20 protein-coding genes and 2 tRNA genes are annotated in these 17,338 nt (G+C 65.2%); 8 read left to right on the forward strand and 14 right to left on the reverse strand.

Annotation, left to right across the window (positions count from 1 at the left end; translation table 11 throughout):
- The first annotated feature begins 8 nt into the window (after nt 1-8).
- The 5 genes from GPA_RS17385 (at nt 9) to GPA_RS07400 (ending at nt 4,410) form a co-directional block, all read left to right on the forward strand.
- Nucleotides 9-167 (forward strand): response regulator transcription factor, encoded by a 159-nt coding sequence (locus GPA_RS17385; protein ID WP_231847697.1) that lies wholly within the window; start codon nt 9-11, stop codon nt 165-167.
- Nucleotides 168-464: 297 nt separating this feature from the next.
- Nucleotides 465-752, forward strand: a complete 288-nt coding sequence (locus GPA_RS07385) for a co-chaperone GroES (protein WP_041239244.1) — start codon at nt 465-467, stop codon at nt 750-752.
- A 42-nt stretch (nt 753-794) separates the two neighbouring features.
- The gene (gene groL / locus GPA_RS07390) at nt 795-2,435 is read left to right on the forward strand and encodes a chaperonin GroEL (RefSeq protein WP_015539468.1); all 1,641 of its coding nucleotides are present in this window, start codon (nt 795-797) and stop codon (nt 2,433-2,435) included.
- Nucleotides 2,436-2,682: 247 nt separating this feature from the next.
- Nucleotides 2,683-3,564, forward strand: a complete 882-nt coding sequence (locus GPA_RS07395) for a putative manganese transporter (RefSeq protein WP_015539469.1) — start codon at nt 2,683-2,685, stop codon at nt 3,562-3,564.
- A gap of 240 nt (nt 3,565-3,804) precedes the next feature.
- Nucleotides 3,805-4,410 (forward strand): HD domain-containing protein, encoded by a 606-nt coding sequence (locus GPA_RS07400; RefSeq protein ID WP_015539470.1) that lies wholly within the window; start codon nt 3,805-3,807, stop codon nt 4,408-4,410.
- 143 nt (nt 4,411-4,553) lie between these two features.
- Here the strand turns inward: GPA_RS07400 and GPA_RS07405 are convergent, their stop codons facing one another.
- Nucleotides 4,554-5,822 (reverse strand): MFS transporter, encoded by a 1,269-nt coding sequence (locus tag GPA_RS07405; RefSeq protein WP_015539471.1) that lies wholly within the window; start codon nt 5,820-5,822, stop codon nt 4,554-4,556.
- 1 nt (nt 5,823) lies between these two features.
- Nucleotides 5,824-6,345: a universal stress protein gene (locus tag GPA_RS07410; RefSeq protein WP_015539472.1), complete on the reverse strand. Its 522-nt coding sequence runs from the start codon at nt 6,343-6,345 to the stop codon at nt 5,824-5,826.
- 305 nt (nt 6,346-6,650) lie between these two features.
- On the opposite strand from GPA_RS07410, the gene GPA_RS07415 reads away from it, so the two are divergent.
- The 3 genes from GPA_RS07415 to GPA_RS07425 all read left to right on the forward strand — a co-directional run bounded on the left by GPA_RS07415 (nt 6,651) and on the right by GPA_RS07425 (nt 7,627).
- Nucleotides 6,651-6,726: transfer RNA gene (locus GPA_RS07415), tRNA-Lys, on the forward strand.
- A 190-nt stretch (nt 6,727-6,916) separates the two neighbouring features.
- Complete coding sequence (locus tag GPA_RS07420; protein WP_015539473.1) at nt 6,917-7,375, forward strand: hypothetical protein; 459 nt, start codon at nt 6,917-6,919, stop codon at nt 7,373-7,375.
- A 178-nt stretch (nt 7,376-7,553) separates the two neighbouring features.
- Nucleotides 7,554-7,627, forward strand: a tRNA-Gln gene (locus tag GPA_RS07425).
- A gap of 6 nt (nt 7,628-7,633) precedes the next feature.
- Here GPA_RS07425 and GPA_RS18075 read toward each other — a convergent pair.
- The 12 genes from GPA_RS18075 to GPA_RS07485 all read right to left on the reverse strand — a co-directional run bounded on the left by GPA_RS18075 (nt 7,634) and on the right by GPA_RS07485 (nt 17,335).
- Nucleotides 7,634-8,266, reverse strand: a complete 633-nt coding sequence (locus GPA_RS18075) for a phage baseplate protein (protein ID WP_015539474.1) — start codon at nt 8,264-8,266, stop codon at nt 7,634-7,636.
- 6 nt (nt 8,267-8,272) lie between these two features.
- Nucleotides 8,273-9,253, reverse strand: coding sequence for an endolysin-like domain-containing protein (locus GPA_RS16765; RefSeq protein ID WP_015539475.1), 981 nt, complete (start codon nt 9,251-9,253; stop codon nt 8,273-8,275).
- A gap of 1 nt (nt 9,254) precedes the next feature.
- A complete protein-coding gene (locus GPA_RS07440; protein ID WP_015539476.1) occupies nt 9,255-9,491 on the reverse strand; it encodes a holin in 237 nt (78 codons plus the stop codon).
- Between the two features lie 9 nt (nt 9,492-9,500).
- Complete coding sequence (locus tag GPA_RS07445; protein ID WP_015539477.1) at nt 9,501-9,779, reverse strand: hypothetical protein; 279 nt, start codon at nt 9,777-9,779, stop codon at nt 9,501-9,503.
- A 22-nt stretch (nt 9,780-9,801) separates the two neighbouring features.
- Nucleotides 9,802-10,395, reverse strand: coding sequence for a hypothetical protein (locus GPA_RS07450; protein WP_156790965.1), 594 nt, complete (start codon nt 10,393-10,395; stop codon nt 9,802-9,804).
- A gap of 5 nt (nt 10,396-10,400) precedes the next feature.
- Entirely contained in the window at nt 10,401-11,462 is a 1,062-nt protein-coding gene (locus GPA_RS16770; protein ID WP_049784061.1) for a hypothetical protein, read from the reverse strand.
- Nucleotides 11,446-13,095 (reverse strand): hypothetical protein, encoded by a 1,650-nt coding sequence (locus tag GPA_RS07460; protein ID WP_041239246.1) that lies wholly within the window; start codon nt 13,093-13,095, stop codon nt 11,446-11,448. The genes GPA_RS16770 and GPA_RS07460 overlap by 17 nt, the downstream gene beginning before the upstream one ends.
- Before the next feature lie 81 nt (nt 13,096-13,176).
- The gene (locus GPA_RS07465; protein WP_015539478.1) at nt 13,177-13,737 is read right to left on the reverse strand and encodes a hypothetical protein; all 561 of its coding nucleotides are present in this window, start codon (nt 13,735-13,737) and stop codon (nt 13,177-13,179) included.
- A 1-nt stretch (nt 13,738) separates the two neighbouring features.
- Nucleotides 13,739-15,571 carry a phage tail protein gene (locus GPA_RS07470; protein WP_041239247.1) on the reverse strand — a complete coding sequence of 611 codons (1,833 nt, stop codon included), beginning with the start codon at nt 15,569-15,571 and terminating at the stop codon, nt 13,739-13,741.
- Nucleotides 15,572-15,751: 180 nt separating this feature from the next.
- Nucleotides 15,752-16,384 carry a Gp15 family bacteriophage protein gene (locus GPA_RS07475; protein WP_015539481.1) on the reverse strand — a complete coding sequence of 211 codons (633 nt, stop codon included), beginning with the start codon at nt 16,382-16,384 and terminating at the stop codon, nt 15,752-15,754.
- A gap of 4 nt (nt 16,385-16,388) precedes the next feature.
- Nucleotides 16,389-16,763, reverse strand: coding sequence for a hypothetical protein (locus GPA_RS07480; protein WP_041239248.1), 375 nt, complete (start codon nt 16,761-16,763; stop codon nt 16,389-16,391).
- 74 nt (nt 16,764-16,837) lie between these two features.
- Nucleotides 16,838-17,335 carry a hypothetical protein gene (locus GPA_RS07485; RefSeq protein WP_015539482.1) on the reverse strand — a complete coding sequence of 166 codons (498 nt, stop codon included), beginning with the start codon at nt 17,333-17,335 and terminating at the stop codon, nt 16,838-16,840.
- Nucleotides 17,336-17,338 lie beyond the last annotated feature (3 nt).

A 17,338-nucleotide genomic window follows, 5' to 3' on the forward strand; every position in this document is an offset into this window, starting at 1 on the left:
CCCGCGGCATGACGAACGACGAGATAGGCGCCGAGCTGTTCATCTCTCCTGCCACGGTGAAGACGCATCTCGCCCGCGTCATGGCGAAGCTGGGCGCCCACGACCGCGCGCAGCTGGTGGTGCGCGCCTACGAGGGCGGCCTCGTGAGGCCGGGGGCGCGGGGGTAGGGCCCGCTCGCCCAACCTCGCCCAACCATTTCGCCGGCCCCCCGCGGGCAGTTTTGTGCAAAAGCACAAAAATTATTCGAAGTCCATCGAACGAATTGTGGCGATTGTGCAAAACCTCAGTCGAGGGCACTGAGATTTCCTCAATTTCGCTTGCATTCGCTAACGAGGCTGCTATGATAACGCAATGTTTAGCACTCGTTACCTATGAGTGCTAGCAGTCACCGCAACGGAGTGGTTAAATAGCAAACGTGCTACAACCAGTTTCGGACAAGAGACGGACGAAAGGAAGGCTACGTTATGAACTTGAAACCATTGGGTGATCGCGTCATCATCAAGCAGGACGAGGCTGAGGAGACGACGGCATCCGGTCTGTATCTCGCTACCGAAGCGAAGGAGAAGCCCCAGACGGGCACCGTTCTGGCCGTGGGCGAGGGCAAGCTCGACAAGGACGGCAAGCTCATCCCCGTGCCGGTCAAAGAGGGCGACAAAGTCCTGTACGGCAAGTACGGCGGAACCGAGATCACCGTCGACGGCGAGGACGTCATGATCCTGCGCGCCGACGACCTGTACGCGGTGTTCGCGTAAACCGAAGCAGCCCCAAGCTAACGCTGAAAGGATAGGCACACTATGGCTAAAGAGATCAAGTTCGAGGCCGACGCGCGCAGCGCGCTCGCGGCCGGCGTCAACAAGCTGTCCAACGCCGTCAAGGTGACGCTCGGCCCCAAGGGTCGCTACGTGGCGCTCGAGAAGTCCTACGGCGCCCCCACCATCACGAACGACGGCGTGACCGTGGCCAAGGAAGTGGAGCTGGAGGACCCGATCGAGAACATGGGCGCCCAGCTGGTCCGCGAAGTTGCCGTGAAGACGAACGACGTGGCCGGCGACGGCACCACCACCGCCACGCTGCTGGCCGACGTCATCGTGTCCGAGGGCCTGCGCAACGTCACGGCCGGCGCCGACGCGCTGGGCATCCGCCGCGGCATCCAGAAGGCCACCGACGCCATCGTCGACGCCATCAAGGCCGACGCGACGCCCGTGTCCACCAAGGAGCAGATCGCGAACGTCGGCACCATCTCCGCCGGCGACGCCGAGATCGGCGAGAAGATCGCCGAGGCCATGGACGCCGTGGGCAACGACGGCGCCATCTCCGTGGAGGAGAACGCCGCCTCGTTCGACCTGGAGCTCGACATCGTCGAGGGCATGCAGTACGACCGTGGCTACATCTCGCCGTACATGGCTACCGACATGGAGAAGATGGAAGCCGTCCTCTCCGACCCCTACATCCTGCTCACCGACCAGAAGATCACCAGCATCCAGGACATGGTCCCGCTGCTGGAGGAGGTCATGCGCTCCGGCCGTCCGCTGTTCATCGTCGCCGAGGACGTGGAGGGCGAGGCCCTGGCCACCATCCTGCTGAACAAGCTGCGCGGCACGTTCAACTGCGTCGCCATCAAGGCCCCCGGTTTCGGCGACCGCCGCAAGCGCATCCTCGAGGACATCGCGGCCGTCACGGGCGCGCAGGTCATCGACAAGGACTTCGGCATGACCATGGCCGACGCCACCATCGACATGATGGGCCATGCCAAGACGGTCAAGGTCACGAAGGACACCGCCCTCATCGTGGACGGCGCCGGCGACAAGAAGAACATCGAGGACCGCATCCATCAGATCCGCGCCGAGCTCGAGCGCGTCGACTCCGACTTCGACCGCGAGAAGCTGCAGGAGCGCCTGGCGAAGCTGTCCGGTGGCGTGGCCGTGCTCAAGGTGGGCGCCGCGACCGAGTCCGAGCTCAAGGAGAAGAAGTCCCGCATCGAGGACGCCCTGCAGGCGACCCGCGCGGCCGTGGAAGAGGGCATCGTCGCCGGCGGCGGCGTGGCGCTCGTGGACGCGCTGCCCGCGCTCGACAACATCTCGTCGGTCGACAAGGACGAGGAAGTCGGCGTGGCCATCATCCGCAAGGCGCTGGAGGCTCCGATGCGCGCCATCGCCCAGAACGCGGGCTTCGAGGGCAGCGTCGTGGTGGAGCGCGTGAAGGGCATGGGCAAGGGCGAAGGCCTGAACTGCGCCAACGGCGAGTACGGCAACATGATCGAGATGGGCGTGAACGATCCCGTCAAGGTCACGCGCACCGCGCTGCAGTCCGCTGCTTCCGTGGCGGCCCTCATCCTCATCACCGAGGCCACCATCAACGACATCCCGAAGGACCCGGATCCGGCGGCCCTGGCTGCCATGGCCGGTGCCGGCGGCGGTATGGGCGGCATGATGTAAGACCCCCCGGTTCCGGCCGCCACCCGGCCGCCGGAACCACCTGACGCCGGCCGGGCGCAAACGCGCCCGGCCGGCGTATCCCTAACTCGGAAAGCGAGGCGGCCGATGGGCCGCCTCCCTTCGTTCCGCTCGACCCTCGCCTCTTGCTGGCAGAAATCGGCAGGATGAGATCCGTCCGCGCTGGTTCCATGTGACCGTTCGGCTACGCCGTGCCTCCGGCGCCCTCGTTGGACTACAATACGAACCTATGGAAGAATTCACGCACATAGCCGGGCACGTCCTGGAGCATTCGGTTGCCGACACCCTCTACCTTATCCCGTTCCTCTTCGTCACCTACCTGGTGATGGAGTGGCTCGAGCACAAGACCGGTGGCAAGGCGCAGGCGGCCGTGCAGCGCGCGGGAGCTGCGGGGCCCATCGTGGGCGCGGTGGTGGGCGTGGTGCCGCAGTGCGGCTTCTCGGCCGTGGCGGCCACGCTCTGGGCCGGGCGCGTCATCACGCTGGGCACGCTGTTCGCGGTGTTCCTGTCCACGTCCGACGAGATGCTGCCCATCTTCATCGCCGAGCAGGTGCCGCTCATCGTGATCCTCAAGATCCTCGGCGCGAAGATCGTCGTCGGCATGGTCATGGGCTTCGTGGTGGACGCCGGCATGCGCCTCGCGCGCCGCATCGACGCGCCGCTGCACATCCACGACCTGTGCGAGCGCGACCACTGCCACTGCCATGACGGCGAGGGCGGCATCCTCAAGAGCGCGCTCAAGCACACGCTGCAGGTCACGGTGTTCATCTTCGTTATCACCATCGTGCTGAACGGCGTGCTGGAGGTGGTGGGCGAGGACGCGCTCGGCGAGTTCCTGAGCGCGAACCCGGTGCTCTCGGTGTTCGGATCGGCGCTGGTGGGCCTTGTGCCCAACTGCGCGGCCAGCGTGGTCATCGCGCAGCTGTACGTGAGCGGCGTGCTGGGCTCGGGCGCGATGCTGGCCGGCTTGCTGGTGAGCGCGGGCGTGGGCCTGCTGGTGCTCGTGCGCACGAACCGCCACTGGAAGCAGAACGTTGCCATCATCGTCGGCCTGTATGCGATGGGCGTGTTCTGGGGCCTCATCGCGAACGCGCTCGGCATCGTGTTCTAGGGCCGCGGATGCGGTGGCAAAGGTAGTATTCCGGTCATTTCTGTGCAAGCTTTTGATCAGGTAAAATGACGTATAAGCCCAGTTCAAAACACGTAAAAGGAAATGCACAGAAATGACCGGAATATTACATCCGGGCCAGATCTCCTTCGGATTCCGAAGAAGATTGCCGATAGGCCTCTGGCCTTCGAAGCGCCCTCACCGCTATAGTATGACCAGACCGCAAAACGAGAGGAGCATCCCATGTCCACGCTTGAAGCCGGCATGACGCGCGACGAGGCGTTCGCGCTGCTGCAGGAGCACAACAAGGACCCGTTCCATATCGAGCACGCCGAGACGGTGGAGCAGACCATGCGCTACTTCGCGCGCGAGTACGACCCCGACAACGTTGAGTTCTGGGGTCTCGTGGGCCTGCTGCACGACCTGGATTGGGAGGAGCACGACGACGAGCCGGAGCTGCACACCATCTACGCGGCCAAGGATATCGAGGCCGCCGGCGGCACGCCCGAGCTCATCCGCGCCATCCAGAGCCACACGTCGGACTTCAACCCGGAGCTTCCCAAGCCCGAGCTGCAGATGGAGAAGATCCTGTTCGCCACCGAGGAGCTCACGGGCCTCATCGGCGCGGCCATCGTCATGCGTCCCAGCAAGAGCGTCATGGACTTCGAGGTGAAGTCGCTCAAGAAGAAGTTCAAGGACAAGCGCTTCGCCGCCGGCGTCAGCCGCGACGTCATCCGCTCCGGCGCCGAGATGCTGGGCTGGGAGTTGGACGAGCTGTTCGCCCGCACCATCGAGGCCATGCAGTCCTTCGCCCCCGACAAGGACACGTTCGTCCCCGCCGAGGGGTAGGGGGCATCCTCCCACGCCTGTCCGTGCGCCCTCCTGCCGCGCCTGCCGCAGGAGGGCGCACGTTTTGCGCCCGGCCGCGCACTCGGGCGGGAGCGCGGTCGACAAGACTCACGGTCGAAGGTCTCCTAAGTCTTCAGCGGGCCCTACGGTTCGTCCGCTTCTTTCAGCCGGCGTCGCATGGTGCCGCGCTTGCGGCTGACGAACAGGTACGCTGCCAGCGCGACGATGGCCACCAGCGACATGGCCTCGAACAGGCCGCGGAAGCCCAGCACCGGCTGCACCAGCCCCAGCAGCAGCGGGCCCAAGCCCACGCCCACGTCCAGCAGGATGTAGAACGTGGAGTTGGCCAGGCCCAGCCGCTCGTCGGGGGCGATGCGCACGGCCAGCGCCAGCCCGCTCGCCTGCACGGTGCCCACGCCGAAGCCCAAAAGCGCTGCCGCTATGAGCATAGCTGCAGGTCGGTACACGGTTGCCAACAGGCCCATCCCGACGATGAACGCGACGAACGCCGGCACCATGACCACGCGGTCGCCCTTGCGGTCGAACAGCTTCCCCGTGAAGGGCCGCGTGACGAACGTGGCCACGGCGTACACTACGAAGAAGAAGCTCGCGGGCTGCGCGAGCCCGCTCTCGGCGGCGAAGGGCGTGAGGAACGCCAGCAGGCTGGAGTAGCAGAAGAACAGCGGCGCGCACACGGCGCCGATGGGCAGTACGCTGGACTCCAGGTAGTTCCCCAGATCGAAGCGCGGCACGCGGAAGTCGCCGGCGCGCTCGTCACGCTCGTCGCGCGCGATCTCCTCCGCGGCCTCCTCGATGTCCTCGTCGCTTTCCTGCGCCGCCTCGGGCACCTTCAGCTGTGCGGCGGCCAAAAGGCTCAAGCCTGCCACGACGGCCGTGGTCACGAACAGGGGGAAGAAGCCGGCGTTCTGCGACAGGAACATGCCCAGGAAGGGGCCGATGGCCGCGCCCAGCGTCACGGACAGCATGTAGTAGCCCACGCCCTCGCCCTTGCGGCTGTCCGGCACGAGCGCCGTCACGATGGTGCCGATGGTGGTGGAGCACACCCCGTAGGCGAAGCCGTGCAGCAGGCGGATGGCGAACAGGGGGGCGAGCCCGAGCCCCGCCAGGTAGAGCACCGAGAACACCACCTCGCCGATCGCGCCCGCGACCAGCAGGCGCTTGCGGCCCACCTTGTCCATGATGCGCCCGCTCACGAGACGCGCGGCGAGGGCGCCGATGATGAAGATGCTCGCGGCCAGGCCTGCCGTGGCGGCGGGGGCGTCGTAGGTTTTCATGGCGTAGTCGGCCACCACGACCATGAGGCCGTAGTAGTTCACCATGAGCAGGAAGTTCACGGCTGTGCCCAGCGTGAAGTCCTTCGTCCAGAGCCGAGCCTGCGCTGCGGTCGACATACTAGCGTGCCGCCTGGTCGGCCGATGTGCCGGACGGGTTCGCGCCCTGGGGGCCCGTGCGCGGGGTTTCCGCCGCGGGTGTCGTGGACGCGCTGACCGCTCCTGCGCCGGGCGCATCCTTTGCGATGAGCACGGCCACGGGGGAGCCCTGCACCACGGCGTAGCTCACGCTGCCCAGGTACCCCTTCACGCCGCCCTTGCCGCGGCTGCCCATGACGATGAGGTCGCAGCCCTCGTCCTCGGCGCATTTCAGCAGCAGATCGGCCGGCGACGTGCCCTTCAGCAGGTGCGCATGGGCCTTGTTCGGCACGCGCTCGGCCAGCTGCTGGAGTGCGGCGTGCACGCGGTTCGCCTCCTCGATAAGCGGACCCTCGGCCCCGGTGCCCAGGGCGAACAGCTTCAGCACGTGCGCGAACACCAGCTCGATGCGCTCATCCTGTGCGCCGATGGACTGCGCGAGGTCGAGGGCTTTCGCGGAAGGGGTCGATCCGTCGTAGGCAACGAGCACTTTCGAGCACCACATGGCTATCACGGCCTTTCAGGAGGGCGGGCTGGCGGGCGACGGCGGGGATACCGCGCGGAAGCGTCGCAGGTTATGCATGCCATTCGATTGTAGTACCGCCGAGCCGGCGCGCATGTTACGGCTTCGTTTCAACCGGGGGGCGGAATGGGCACCTTGGCCGGCGCGCCCCGTTCAGCATTTTGCCGGGGCACCCTTTTGTGGTGCCGCAGACTGCGCTCTTCTCGTGCGCAGGTGGGCGTTGCCAACATTTTCATTGACCGTCTCACCCGCCCCGGCTAGAATAGATACTCGCGCATTGCAGACGTGGGCCGTTAGCTCAGCTGGTAGAGCAGGGGACTTTTAATCCCAAGGTCGCGGGTTCGACTCCCTCACGGCCCACCATGGAAACAGCAGGCCAGCCGGCAATCGGCTGGCCTTTGTTACAAAAGGGCAGGTTTTGCCGCTTGCCCGCTTCGCAAGACGTTACCTAAATCCTTGCAGCCAAAGTATTGTGCAACAGCCTCCTTGCACGTTAAGCTGGAACCGAGCGCGAGGGCGCTTGAGATCGCAAACGATCCCGAAGGAGGCACCGATGAAGAAAATGCTCATGGTGGCGCTGTGCGGAACATTGGCTTTGTTCCTGTTCGGATGCGGGGGAGGAGCCTCGGGCGGATCCGACGGCTCGACGTCCGATGCGCCCCAGCAGGAAGAGCAGAAGAAGCCGCTCGACCTGAGCGGCGAGTGGAAGCAGGTCAACTCCAAGTCCGAGGACAGCTACCAGGAGGCTACCATTCAGGACAACGTTATCGAGATCAACTGGGTGAGCGATGGCGGAGATACGAAGTCGCTCTACTGGTCAGGCACGTACGAGGCGCCGACCGAGGCGACGGAGAGCTACACGTGGGATTCTGTCAACGATACCTCCAAGACCGCGAACGCCCTGCTCGCCTCGGGAGACGAGACCAAGACGTTCACGTACGAGAACGGCATCCTCAGCTACGAGGCATCGGCCCTGGGAACGACGACTACCGTGAAGATGGAGCGCCAGTAATCTTCAGTGCGCTCGCTGACTCGAGGCTGCAGCTTGGCAATGGCCGGATAACCGGCCATTGCCAAGCCTTTGCTTAACAGGTAAAATCACCAGACGCGCTTGTGACTTGCCGATGCCGGCTGAAAGCATCGGCGCGTGCCCGCCATCTGCTCCGGGTTGCGGCGGGCGTTTCCGAGACTGGGCCATCGTCCAACGGCAGGACTCTGGTTTTTGGTACCAGCTATCCAGGTTCGAATCCTGGTGGCCCAGCCAGTTTGATCATTCAATGCGAATCCAGATATCGAATACCTCGTAAGGCGGCATGTTGTTGTGAGGCTGGCTCCCTCCTGAGGAAGTCGTCGGGTAGTCTTGGGTATTCCTGTTGATATTGTTGTAGGCTTCTAGATTTCCTCCTGTTGTAACGGTACTCGCAGAAATGGTTCCTTGCCAGTAACCGGGTGCAATGACAGCATCCCAAACGTTTGGCTTGTGGTCGTGAGCAGGCACTTCAGCCAAACTTAACGTATGGGCGGCTTCGCCTCCGGTTGTTCCTCGGGAATGCATCCCGGACGCTAGGATGAACCTGTCTTCCAGCTTGCGCCATCTGGTATTCGGCCAAACAATGTGAGGGTCCTCGCTTGCGGCGGTAATAAACGGCTGTCCCACGCGGGGCGGGGCGCTTTCGCCACCGATTACGGAAATGGCGAGCCATTCGGTGCCGTTTACCAGCAGGATCACACGGTCGCCCTTCAAGGGATGGCAGCATTTCACCACAGGCGTCGTTTCGGTCTGCCCGTCGGGGACGACCTGCAGCAGGCTTCCTGTGTTGTCGGCCACCGTCCCATAGCGCATCTTCAAAGGCCTGCTGGGGTCTTGGTTGGCCATGAGCAAGGCGATATCGTAGGCGTCCATAAGGGCCTACACTCGGACGATTCTGGCCCTGAAGGCGCTGATAACGCCACCGTTGCCCGCGTAGTCGTCGGTCGACCCGCCCGTGTCCGCCAAGTCGCGCATGCTCGGCAGGAACCCGCAGCCGACGTTCGCAACGGCGTACTCGATGGCGAGCCAGCCGGTGGCCGCGGGGTTTTGAGTTTCATAGTAGCAGCGGATGCCGGTGATGGGCGTTCCGTCTCCCGCGCAGCCGTACTCCAGGTCATCGGCGTCGTAGCCGCGTACGGGTGGGAGCCAGCCAGACGACTGCGTGCGCGCCTGGTACCAACCCGGCATGTCCACCGCCAGGTACACGATGGGGGAACCGTCGCCGGCGTAGTCGTCGCCCGAGCCCGAGGGGTCGAAGTGGTTTACCATTTCCGGAAGCCAACCTTGGGCTTGCGAGCAGGCACGGTAGCGAATGTCCGGTATCGTGCTGCTCTGAGATCCCTGCGCAGGCGCGCCTCCTTCCCCAACGAAGCGCAGTATGCCGTCCCAAGGGTAGTCGTAGTAGGGCCGCGTGTTAGACTCGCTTCCGGTTTGGTCGCCCTCGCGGCCGCCAATGATGCCGCCGTTCTCGTCGATGCTGAACTGCATGAGCATGTCGGGTACGGCCGACTTGCATAGTGCGGTGTGGCTCCGCTCGTTCAAGTAGATGTCGCCTCTTTGCGCGGTGTAGCTCATCGGCTTCCACTCGAAGTTGCCCGTGCTGCACAGGCGAACGCGCATATTGCCGGTGTAAGTGGCGCCCCCGCAATCCACTCCGGCCGCCTCGTAGGCGCTGATAACGCCGGAGGAGCAATCGCGGTCGCCCCCCGCGAAGCGATAGGCGTGACCGTCGATCTCCAGTGTTTCCAGTACGCCGTTGCCCCAGCGGTTCGACCCTTGGCTGTACCCGTGGCCGCCGTCGCCGTCATGGGCCACCAGGTGCTCCATGATGTGCGCGGCCACCTCGTTCGACGCGGCCATGTCACTCGCCTCCTTTCGCGAGCGACGGAAGGGTTGATCCCCCGTCTACTTCAGGAAGGCCTCCGATACTGGTCAGCAGGGAGGCAATTGCAGCGAGAGCCGCTGCCGATGCGGCCAGCGGCCAGTCCACGGCACCGAGTGCCGTCGAGGCCCCGATGGTGCCGATGGCAGCTTGCGCAGCCGTCTTGGCGGCGCGGATGGCTGCGGCCCGCAGCCATTGTTTCGCATTGTCGTTCATGTAGGCTCCTTAGAGTCCGAAGTGGGCGAGTACGATCCCGGCGGCAGCGCCGAGCGCGGCGGTCAGCGTGTAGTTGGCGATCTGCTCCCACCGCCTCGCCGGGATCGATTCGAGGGCGGCGAGGCGCGCGGCGTGGTCGTCGAGCGTCTCGTCGTATTTGTCCACGAGCACCGTGATGCGCTCGGTGAACCGCGATAGCTCCTTGTTCGCGTCCTCAAGCTCGAGGACGCGCGCATCGAGCCGATCGAGATGCTGGTCATGAGCGCTGTGCTCGGGGCATTTGTCCATGGGTAGGGAGTCCTCCTTTACGTCAAGCAATTCTCTTCCACATATGCGCAACCAAGTAGGGAGGCATGCTCGATGCTTCATACGAGCAGGTTTGACTCGTTATTCCTGCTTCGATCCAGCTGTTTTCTGCGTGTATCTGATGAGGCACGTTTACGTCTCGATGGTGCAGGCTGGTTGTTGCAGATAGGTATCCCAATCCTGGTTCGTCGCCGATGGGCAGCCAGTGAGTGTGCTCCTCCTCGCCTCCCGTTTCTGCGACGTCTCTCTTGCCGCTCGCAAGCAGCATGCGGTCGAGCACGCGCTCCCAGGCGGTCCCACGCCAGCGATTGCGAGGATCGTCGCTTGAGAGGGTGATCCACAGGTCCCCTACGCCATAGGGACAATCGCCTCCTACGACGGCTGCCGCCAGCCACTCGGTGCCGTTAACCAGCAGCACCACGCGGCTCCCCTCTGCGGGGAGGCAGCACTTCACGGCGGGCACGGGCGACTCCTGACCGTCGGGAACCACCGAGAGCACGCTCTCGTCGCACGCCCCGACGACGGTGCCGTAGCGCATCCTCACCGGGCTGTCGGCATGCTGGTTCGCCATGAGCAGGGCGATGTCGAAAGCATCCATGGCCATCAGCTCCTCGGGAAGCGGCGGAAGCGCGTGGTGCACTCCATGCCGGGCTTCAGCTTCAGGGATTGGCGCACGGCCACGAGGTCGTCGCGGTGCACGCCGGCCTTGCGGTACGTGAGGGAGCAGACATCGCCCATTTCCAGCGGGACGAACGCGTGGGTTATCTCGAACCCTTCGACCATCGACGTCTTTGCGGCCAGCAACGCCTCCGCTTTGGCCTGCAGGGCTTCTTGGCTGGCGATGTCCGAGACGGTTTCCTTGCGCACGATCTCGCGTCCGCGGGCGACGGTGGAGAAGGCGCTTTGCGGGTCGTCGTTCACGGCTTTGGCCGTCATCGAGCCGGCTTGCGCGTTCGAGCAGACGACCACCACCACGTTGGGAACGTCGAACGTGTCGTACTCGCGCACCACGCCGCTGCGGAAGATGCACGCCCCGTCGTCTTCCAAGGCCAGGACGGGCAGCCGCAGGGAGGGATCCTGGTAGGGCTGCATCAGCACCGTGCCGTAGCCGTCGCAGCCCGCGCTGGCGAAACCGGCGAAGTCCAGAAGCCAGTTCACCGCGTCCAGCTTGCTCGTGTCCTTGTCGTCGAACACCGCCGGCGACCCGAGCGTGGCGGGGGACTCAGATGCGACGACCGGCAGCCCTGCCTCGCGCACGATCTCCGCTGCCTTGTCGACCGCCCGCGTGCCGGCCGGCACGACGAGCGGCTCGGCGAAGGAATCCTCGGCCAGCACGTGCAGCACACCGTACAGGTCGGCCGTTCCCTCCTCGATGGCGCCCCGGTAGGTGCTCGACGGCGTGGACGCCAAATACGTTCCCTGGGCGATGCTCGTGCGCTCGCCCGTGGGCGGGTAGTAGCTGTCGGAGTAGACGCGCACGAGGTCGCTGCCCAAGGCGGGCTCAAGGATATAGTCGAGCGATCCCGAGGCCTTGATGGCGGTGGAGTCGTTCCGCTCGAGCGTGCCGCCGATGATGCCTTCCAGCTCCTCCGTCTCCGTCCAGGTGCCCCAGCGCACCCGCACGAAGCGGAAGGTGTCCACGCGTCCGCTAGAGAACCAGTTCATCTGCCCTCACCTTCCTTGCCGTTACCTCTACGGACGACACCAGGCCGTTGGCGGCCGACGTCGCCGTCTTGCAGGAGGTATGCGCCGGCATGACGGAACCGCTCGGGTAGCGCACGATCTTGATGCCGGTATCGGCCGCAAGTCGCTCGAACGCCTCCGCGCGGCAAGCCTCGTCGCTCCATCGGGCGGGCGCGTTGGCCGCGTTGCGCCATACGTCGCCCGACACGCCGCCTTCCACCGACTTGGCCGTGCCGAAGAACACCAGCGGGTCCTCCGCTCCCGCCGTGTCGATCACCTCGCTGTCGGTTGCCACCGACGTGCTCCATTCCACGTCCATAGCCACCTTCGCCACGTCGGCGTAGCCGTGGTCTCCGAAGTTGAAGAACACGGCGCCGCCCGAGGGCACGCGGGCGGCCCGCTCGGTGCGCGCGGTGAGCCCGTTCTCGGTGTAGGCGACGGCGAGGTAGCAAAGGTCGCAATCGAGCGGAGGATACAGGTCGGTCACGCCGGTGCCCGACGCAACGCCGTCGGCCAGGCACAGCAGCGTGCCGTCCGGCCGTGCGCGGAACAGGCCGAGCGAGGCCGTGCGCGGCACGCCGGTCGCGGTTGCGCCCTCGAACACGGTGGCTGCAACGCTGCCGCGCACCGGGTCCACCTCAACCTGCAGGCCCGGCTCGGCCGGCTCCTCGTAATCGGTCGAGAACGTGCGCGAGGCCGAAGCCGCCAGCCCGGACGTGGAGTACGCGGTGAGCGCGATGCGGAAGCTCCCGTGGTTCTCCGGCAGCAGCTCCGACGATGGGATGGAAAGCGAGGCGGTCGGGCCCTGCACGACGGTGCTCCAAAGCTCGCGCTCCTGGGAGTCGGCGATGGAGAGGGCGGCGCGCTGCTGCGTACCGGATTCGTCCGTATAGGTCCAGGCCACGTTCAAGGGCACGTCGTTCAGCACGGTTCCGTCGGCCGCCGGCGAGGAAATGGCCACGCTGGGTACTTGGCAGACCTTGAACGCCTGCACGGACGACCAGGGACCGTAGTCGGCATGGGCGCCCTTCGTGCGCACGCGCCAGGTCACAATGGCGTTCTTCTCCCAGCTGTTGGCGACGGCCGTTTCCTGATCATTGCCCGTCACCTGCACTGCCGTCCACGTCGACCCGCCGTTCACGCTGTGCTGCAGCTGGGCCGCACTCTGCTCCGACCCGTCGATGGGGTTGTGCTTCCAGGAGAACGACACGGTCGGTTGCGTTTTGGGCAGGGTCACGCCCGAGGCCGGCGCGATGAGGCTCGGCGCCGCCGGCGCGACGATGGTCACCACCTTGTTGGAGGCGGCCGACCAATCGGAGGCGAGCGATGCGCGGGTGTTGCGCGCGCGGTAGTAGAACGTGCCGCCGCCTGGCTCGTCCTCCGCCTCGGCGACGGGGGAGCCGGGAACGGTCTTCACGGCAGCCCATCCGTCCGTGCCGCTGGCCGAGCGCTGGAGCTCCAGCGCCGTGGCGGTGAGGGCGGGGTTGTCGATGGTGAGCATCACGGTGTTCGCGGCCGAGCGCGAGGCAACGATGCCACGGGGTGCCGCCGGGGTGTTGTACGTGGTTCCGCTCGTCGCGTAGGCGCTGAAGCCGGCGGCGTTCTGGGCGCGCACGCGATAGGCGTAGGCGTGGTTCGCCGCGGTCGAGGCGTCGACGTACGAGGTTGCGGCTCCCGAGGTGCTGGCAATCTGGGATCAGCTGCCCCCGTCGATTGACCGCTCCACCTTGATGGAGTCGTAGGGGTGGGTGGTATCGCTGTGGTTCGCCCAGGCCACCACGTTGCGGCTGTCGTCTTGCCGGGTGTTCGTCACGCCCGTTGCCGCGGGCGGCGCGTACACCGGCCGCGCGGGCACGGTGACGGTGGTGTAGACCTCGGCGCTTCCGGCCCAGGCCCCGTAGCCGTTCACCGTCTCGCCCCACGCCTTGCCCCAGCAGGTCACGTTATAGGCGGATGTCTCGCGCGTGAAGGGTCCGTAGGTGTGCTGGCCCTGCGCCACCCCGTTGCCTGCGTTCAGCACGCCGCGGCCCGCCTCGTTCCACTCGGCGCCGCGGTTGCCGGCGGTCGCGTGGCCGTCCTGCGTCATCACGCCGTACTGGTAGGCCGCCTCCCAGGTACCCGCATCGCCCGACTTGGCCAATGCGCTGACGGTGATGTACACCTCGGTGTCGCTCGACGAGCTGATCCATGCGTCCACGCCCACGGCCATGGCGCGGCTGTCGCCGTAAGGCTTGCTCCATCCCGACCAGGTTGCCATGTTATATCGCCCCCATTCTCATCTGCCGGCGAACGCCGTTCCAAAGCGTGCCCGCCGCCTTCACTGCGGCAGGATCGCCCGAAAGGTCCACCTTCTCGATCGTGTAGTAGTTGTTCGTGGTTTGTCCGCCTGCAGGCGCCGCGGCGAAGGCGGCGGCGAAGCCGAACCCGCCGAGCGATCCCGCCGAGAGCTTCCGCACGTTGAAGCCCACCGGCACCTCGATGGCCGGAAGGTCGGCCTTGGCCGCGTCGACCACGTCGTCGGCCAGCGCCTTCATGGCGCCCACTGCCTCGCCCGCCTTGGCCGCGATGCCGTCGGCGAAGCCCTCCGAAACGTACCCGCCGATAGAGCGAAACACCTTCGAAGGGGAGGCGATGCCGAGAAGCGATTTCGCCCACCCTATGGCATCGTTGATGACGCCTCCGATGGCATCGATGACGCTGCGGGCTGCATTTCCGATGCCGTCGACGATGCCGTGCACGAGGTTCTCGCCTGCGGCTATCATGTCGTTGGCGAACTCGCCAACTTTGGCAGCTCCGGCCAAGATCAGCTCGCCAAGAGCGTTTTTCAGGTCGTTCAGCACCTTGGGAACCGCATCGGCGATCTTGCGGAACAGCTCCTTCGCTGCATTCCCCATGTTCTCCAAAAAGGTGGGCAGATGGTCGATGCCTGCCTGGATAAGCGCTCCTATTGCCGGGATAAGTGCCTCGAGGATCTGGGGAACCGCCTGCGCGATGGCAAGGAAGAGCTGCACGGCGGCGAACAGGATAAGGGGGAAGAGCGTTGGGAGCATGTCGCACACTGCCTGGATAACCGTCGGGATGGCCTCGACAAGGGCGGGGATAACGAGCGGCAGCGCTTCTACGAAAGCGGTGAACAATTGCATGGCACCCTCTATGAGCTGTGGCAAAAAGGTGACGAGCATTTCGATGAAGCCCGCAATGAAGTCGGGGAGTTGCTCAAGAAGCAGCGGCAATACCTCGATGAGCGCCTGTCCAAGCGCCATGAAGAATTGAAGGCCTGCTTCGAGGAGGATCGGCATGCTCTCGATTAGGGCGGTGCAAATGCCTTCGATGAACACCGGCAGCTGCTCGACGAGCAAGGGCACGACTTCGGCGAGGCTCTCAACCAGCCCTGCAAAAAGCTCGATTCCGGCAGCTACCAATACCGGGGCCAGCTCGACAAGTGCCTCCGCCATCGGGGCCGCTATGCTGGCTATTCCCTCCACAAGCTGGGGAATGATTTCGGGAAGGGCGGTAGCCACTTGGTTGAAAGCACCGACGAGGGCATCGATAAGTCCTGGCGCGGCATCTGCAACCTGGGCTGCGAATGCTGGCAGGACAGCGGTTGCTTGCGAGGCCAACAAGGGCAGCGAGGCGGTGAGCGTGCCCATGTTGGCGATTACGCCGCTCGCCATTTCCTGGATTCCGTCGTTTCCCTGCAAAGCGGACGTGCCAAGCGAGAGCAGTTCTTTCGATGCTGCTTTAACGGTGCCGGCTGCTTTTCCCAAGCCCTTCGCCATTGCGCTTGCGGTTTTCCCGATGGTATCGAACACGGACAACGCTTTGCTTCCATCGTCGGCGGTTTTGGCGATAGCGCCGCTCGCCGTGTCGAGTGATTTCGATGCTGCATTTCCGATTTCTCCAAAGGAGGAGGTGATCTGCGAAGCGGCATTCCTGACGGCTTCGGCGGCACCGGCAACGCCGTTAAGCGCCGCAAAGGCTGATGCGAGAGCTCCGATCTGCCGATTTGTGGCGGTGGCGATGGACGCGAGGGCTGCTTCGTAACGGGATGCGTTTATGGTCACTCCGATGGCAACGCTGATGTCCGACATGGGACGCCCCCTTTCCTGCGGTTTTTTCTTTCGAGGCTTTTGGCTCTACTCGCATCGTTTGCGAGAATTTCGTTATGCATACGCGCCGGTGCCCTTGTTTTTTCGCGCACAGTATCCAAGGCTCGTCTCCTTTCCAGCTTGGTTCCTATTGGTTTTACTCTGGCTTGTTTTGCGCGGTTGTCACACCTCCAGCGCCCACCGGTACCTCAGGTGGGTCAGCTGCAGGGCCTCCTCCTCGGTGCGGGCGGGGAGCATGAGGGCGGCCTTGCGCCTCATGAGGCTCTCCACCGCCTCGCGGCCCATCTTCTTCTCGTCGGGCACGGTGCCGCGCACGCCGACGGCCTGCATGGTGAGCGACGACTCGCTCAGGTTGCGCAGCAGCGACCAGAAGCGCCACCAGTGCAGCCGCAAGCCGCGGTCGGTCAGATCGAGGCCGTACTCGCGTTGGAAGTCGGCGGCCACACGCCCCGCGTCCCAATCCCGGTCGAACACCCGCGTGCCGGCGGCAGGTCGCGTGCCGGGAACCTCGGGCGGCCTCGGCTCGTTCAGGTTGAAGAACGCGAGCGCGGCCTCCACGCCCAGCTGCGGGTTCTCGGCCACGGCGTCGGGGAGGGCGAGCCGCCCCGTGCGACCGTCGGGCCGTCCGAAGTAAAGGAACAGCAGCGCGCGGGCCTTCTCCTCGTCGCCCACGAAGGGGTCGTCGGCGAGGCGCATGGCTTGGATGCCGGTACGGTGGGACGTGTTGAGAGGGACGCATGCGTTGCCGACCGGCACGGCCGACGGCGCCCGTTCGAGCAGGATGTTCGGCTCCATGGCCCTATGCTTCGGCGTCGTGCCAGTCCAGGTCGGGCAGGTACTTGCCCAGCGTGGCCTTGAACGAGGCGTCCACGCGGCTCTTCGCGATCTCGGCGTACAGGAAGGCGAACAGCTCCAAGCCGTCGATGAAGTCGAACGGGCGGTTCTCGAACACCTGCTCGAACTGCTCTTTGCCGAGCAGTGCCATCAGGTAGTTGCGCACGTCGGCGGAGAGCGCGTTCAGGCGCCCCTCGCTCAATCCCCGGTAATCGGTGCCGGCGAGCTTGTCGCTCCAATGCTCCACCTTGTCCAGCATGTCCGCATCGCCCATGTTGATGACGTAGGGCTTGCCGCCTATCTCCACGGTAACGGTATGGCTCGAAAACTCGAATCCCACAAGATCCTCCTTCGTCGTTCGGGCGGCCGCGGCTGGGCGGCCGCCCGTTGCATTCGTCTGGTCGTGCTGCCGCGCTACGCCTGGGCCGGTGCGCTGCCCGCCGCGAAGGCCTTGGTCGAGGGGTTCCACGTGCCCTCGGTCCAACCGTCGTCGGCCATGTTCAGCGTGCCGCCCGTCACCACCGGCTGGCCGCCGTTGGCGTTGCTGGGATCGGCGGGGTTGAACAGGAAGGAGGCCATGTCGGCGGTCTGCGCCGCAGCCGTGCCCAGCCACGTGAACATGCGGCACACCTCGCACGCCACGTCGGTCTCGTTGCGGTGCTCCATGACCCATGCCTCCAGGGCGCCGTTCTTCACCGTGTCCTTCGTCCAGTTGATCGAGCAGGTGCGTCCCTGCACGAACACAGGGGAGACCTTGCGGTCGAGCCAGGCGGGCTCGTAGGTCTTGGGCTCGGCGCTGGGCTCCCACGTCAGGAGCTCCGTCACCTTCGTCCAGGCCGCTGCCTCGTTCGTGCCCGTGTTGATGTAGTACTCCAGTTCGTTGCCCCAGATGGGTGCGGCGTTCTCGCTCATAGT

The organism is Gordonibacter pamelaeae 7-10-1-b, assembly GCF_000210055.1.
Taxonomy (GTDB): Bacteria; Actinomycetota; Coriobacteriia; order Coriobacteriales; family Eggerthellaceae; genus Gordonibacter; species Gordonibacter pamelaeae.

Excerpts from the sequence above, each read along its gene's own strand:
- GPA_RS17385 (WP_231847697.1), top strand. The coding sequence starts at position 9 with ATGACGAACGACGAGATAGGCGCCGAGCTGTTCATCTCTCCTGCCACG.
- GPA_RS07385 (WP_041239244.1), top strand. The coding sequence starts at position 465 with ATGAACTTGAAACCATTGGGTGATCGCGTCATCATCAAGCAGGACGAG.
- groL (WP_015539468.1), top strand. The coding sequence starts at position 795 with ATGGCTAAAGAGATCAAGTTCGAGGCCGACGCGCGCAGCGCGCTCGCG.
- GPA_RS07395 (WP_015539469.1), top strand. The coding sequence starts at position 2,683 with ATGGAAGAATTCACGCACATAGCCGGGCACGTCCTGGAGCATTCGGTT.
- GPA_RS07400 (WP_015539470.1), top strand. The coding sequence starts at position 3,805 with ATGTCCACGCTTGAAGCCGGCATGACGCGCGACGAGGCGTTCGCGCTG.
- GPA_RS07405 (WP_015539471.1), bottom strand. The coding sequence starts at position 5,822 with ATGTCGACCGCAGCGCAGGCTCGGCTCTGGACGAAGGACTTCACGCTG.
- GPA_RS07410 (WP_015539472.1), bottom strand. The coding sequence starts at position 6,345 with ATGTGGTGCTCGAAAGTGCTCGTTGCCTACGACGGATCGACCCCTTCC.
- GPA_RS07420 (WP_015539473.1), top strand. The coding sequence starts at position 6,917 with ATGAAGAAAATGCTCATGGTGGCGCTGTGCGGAACATTGGCTTTGTTC.
- GPA_RS18075 (WP_015539474.1), bottom strand. The coding sequence starts at position 8,266 with ATGGACGCCTACGATATCGCCTTGCTCATGGCCAACCAAGACCCCAGC.
- GPA_RS16765 (WP_015539475.1), bottom strand. The coding sequence starts at position 9,253 with ATGGCCGCGTCGAACGAGGTGGCCGCGCACATCATGGAGCACCTGGTG.
- GPA_RS07440 (WP_015539476.1), bottom strand. The coding sequence starts at position 9,491 with ATGAACGACAATGCGAAACAATGGCTGCGGGCCGCAGCCATCCGCGCC.
- GPA_RS07445 (WP_015539477.1), bottom strand. The coding sequence starts at position 9,779 with ATGGACAAATGCCCCGAGCACAGCGCTCATGACCAGCATCTCGATCGG.
- GPA_RS07450 (WP_156790965.1), bottom strand. The coding sequence starts at position 10,395 with ATGGATGCTTTCGACATCGCCCTGCTCATGGCGAACCAGCATGCCGAC.
- GPA_RS16770 (WP_049784061.1), bottom strand. The coding sequence starts at position 11,462 with ATGAACTGGTTCTCTAGCGGACGCGTGGACACCTTCCGCTTCGTGCGG.
- GPA_RS07465 (WP_015539478.1), bottom strand. The coding sequence starts at position 13,737 with ATGGCAACCTGGTCGGGATGGAGCAAGCCTTACGGCGACAGCCGCGCC.
- GPA_RS07470 (WP_041239247.1), bottom strand. The coding sequence starts at position 15,571 with ATGTCGGACATCAGCGTTGCCATCGGAGTGACCATAAACGCATCCCGT.
- GPA_RS07475 (WP_015539481.1), bottom strand. The coding sequence starts at position 16,384 with ATGGAGCCGAACATCCTGCTCGAACGGGCGCCGTCGGCCGTGCCGGTC.
- GPA_RS07485 (WP_015539482.1), bottom strand. The coding sequence starts at position 17,335 with ATGAGCGAGAACGCCGCACCCATCTGGGGCAACGAACTGGAGTACTAC.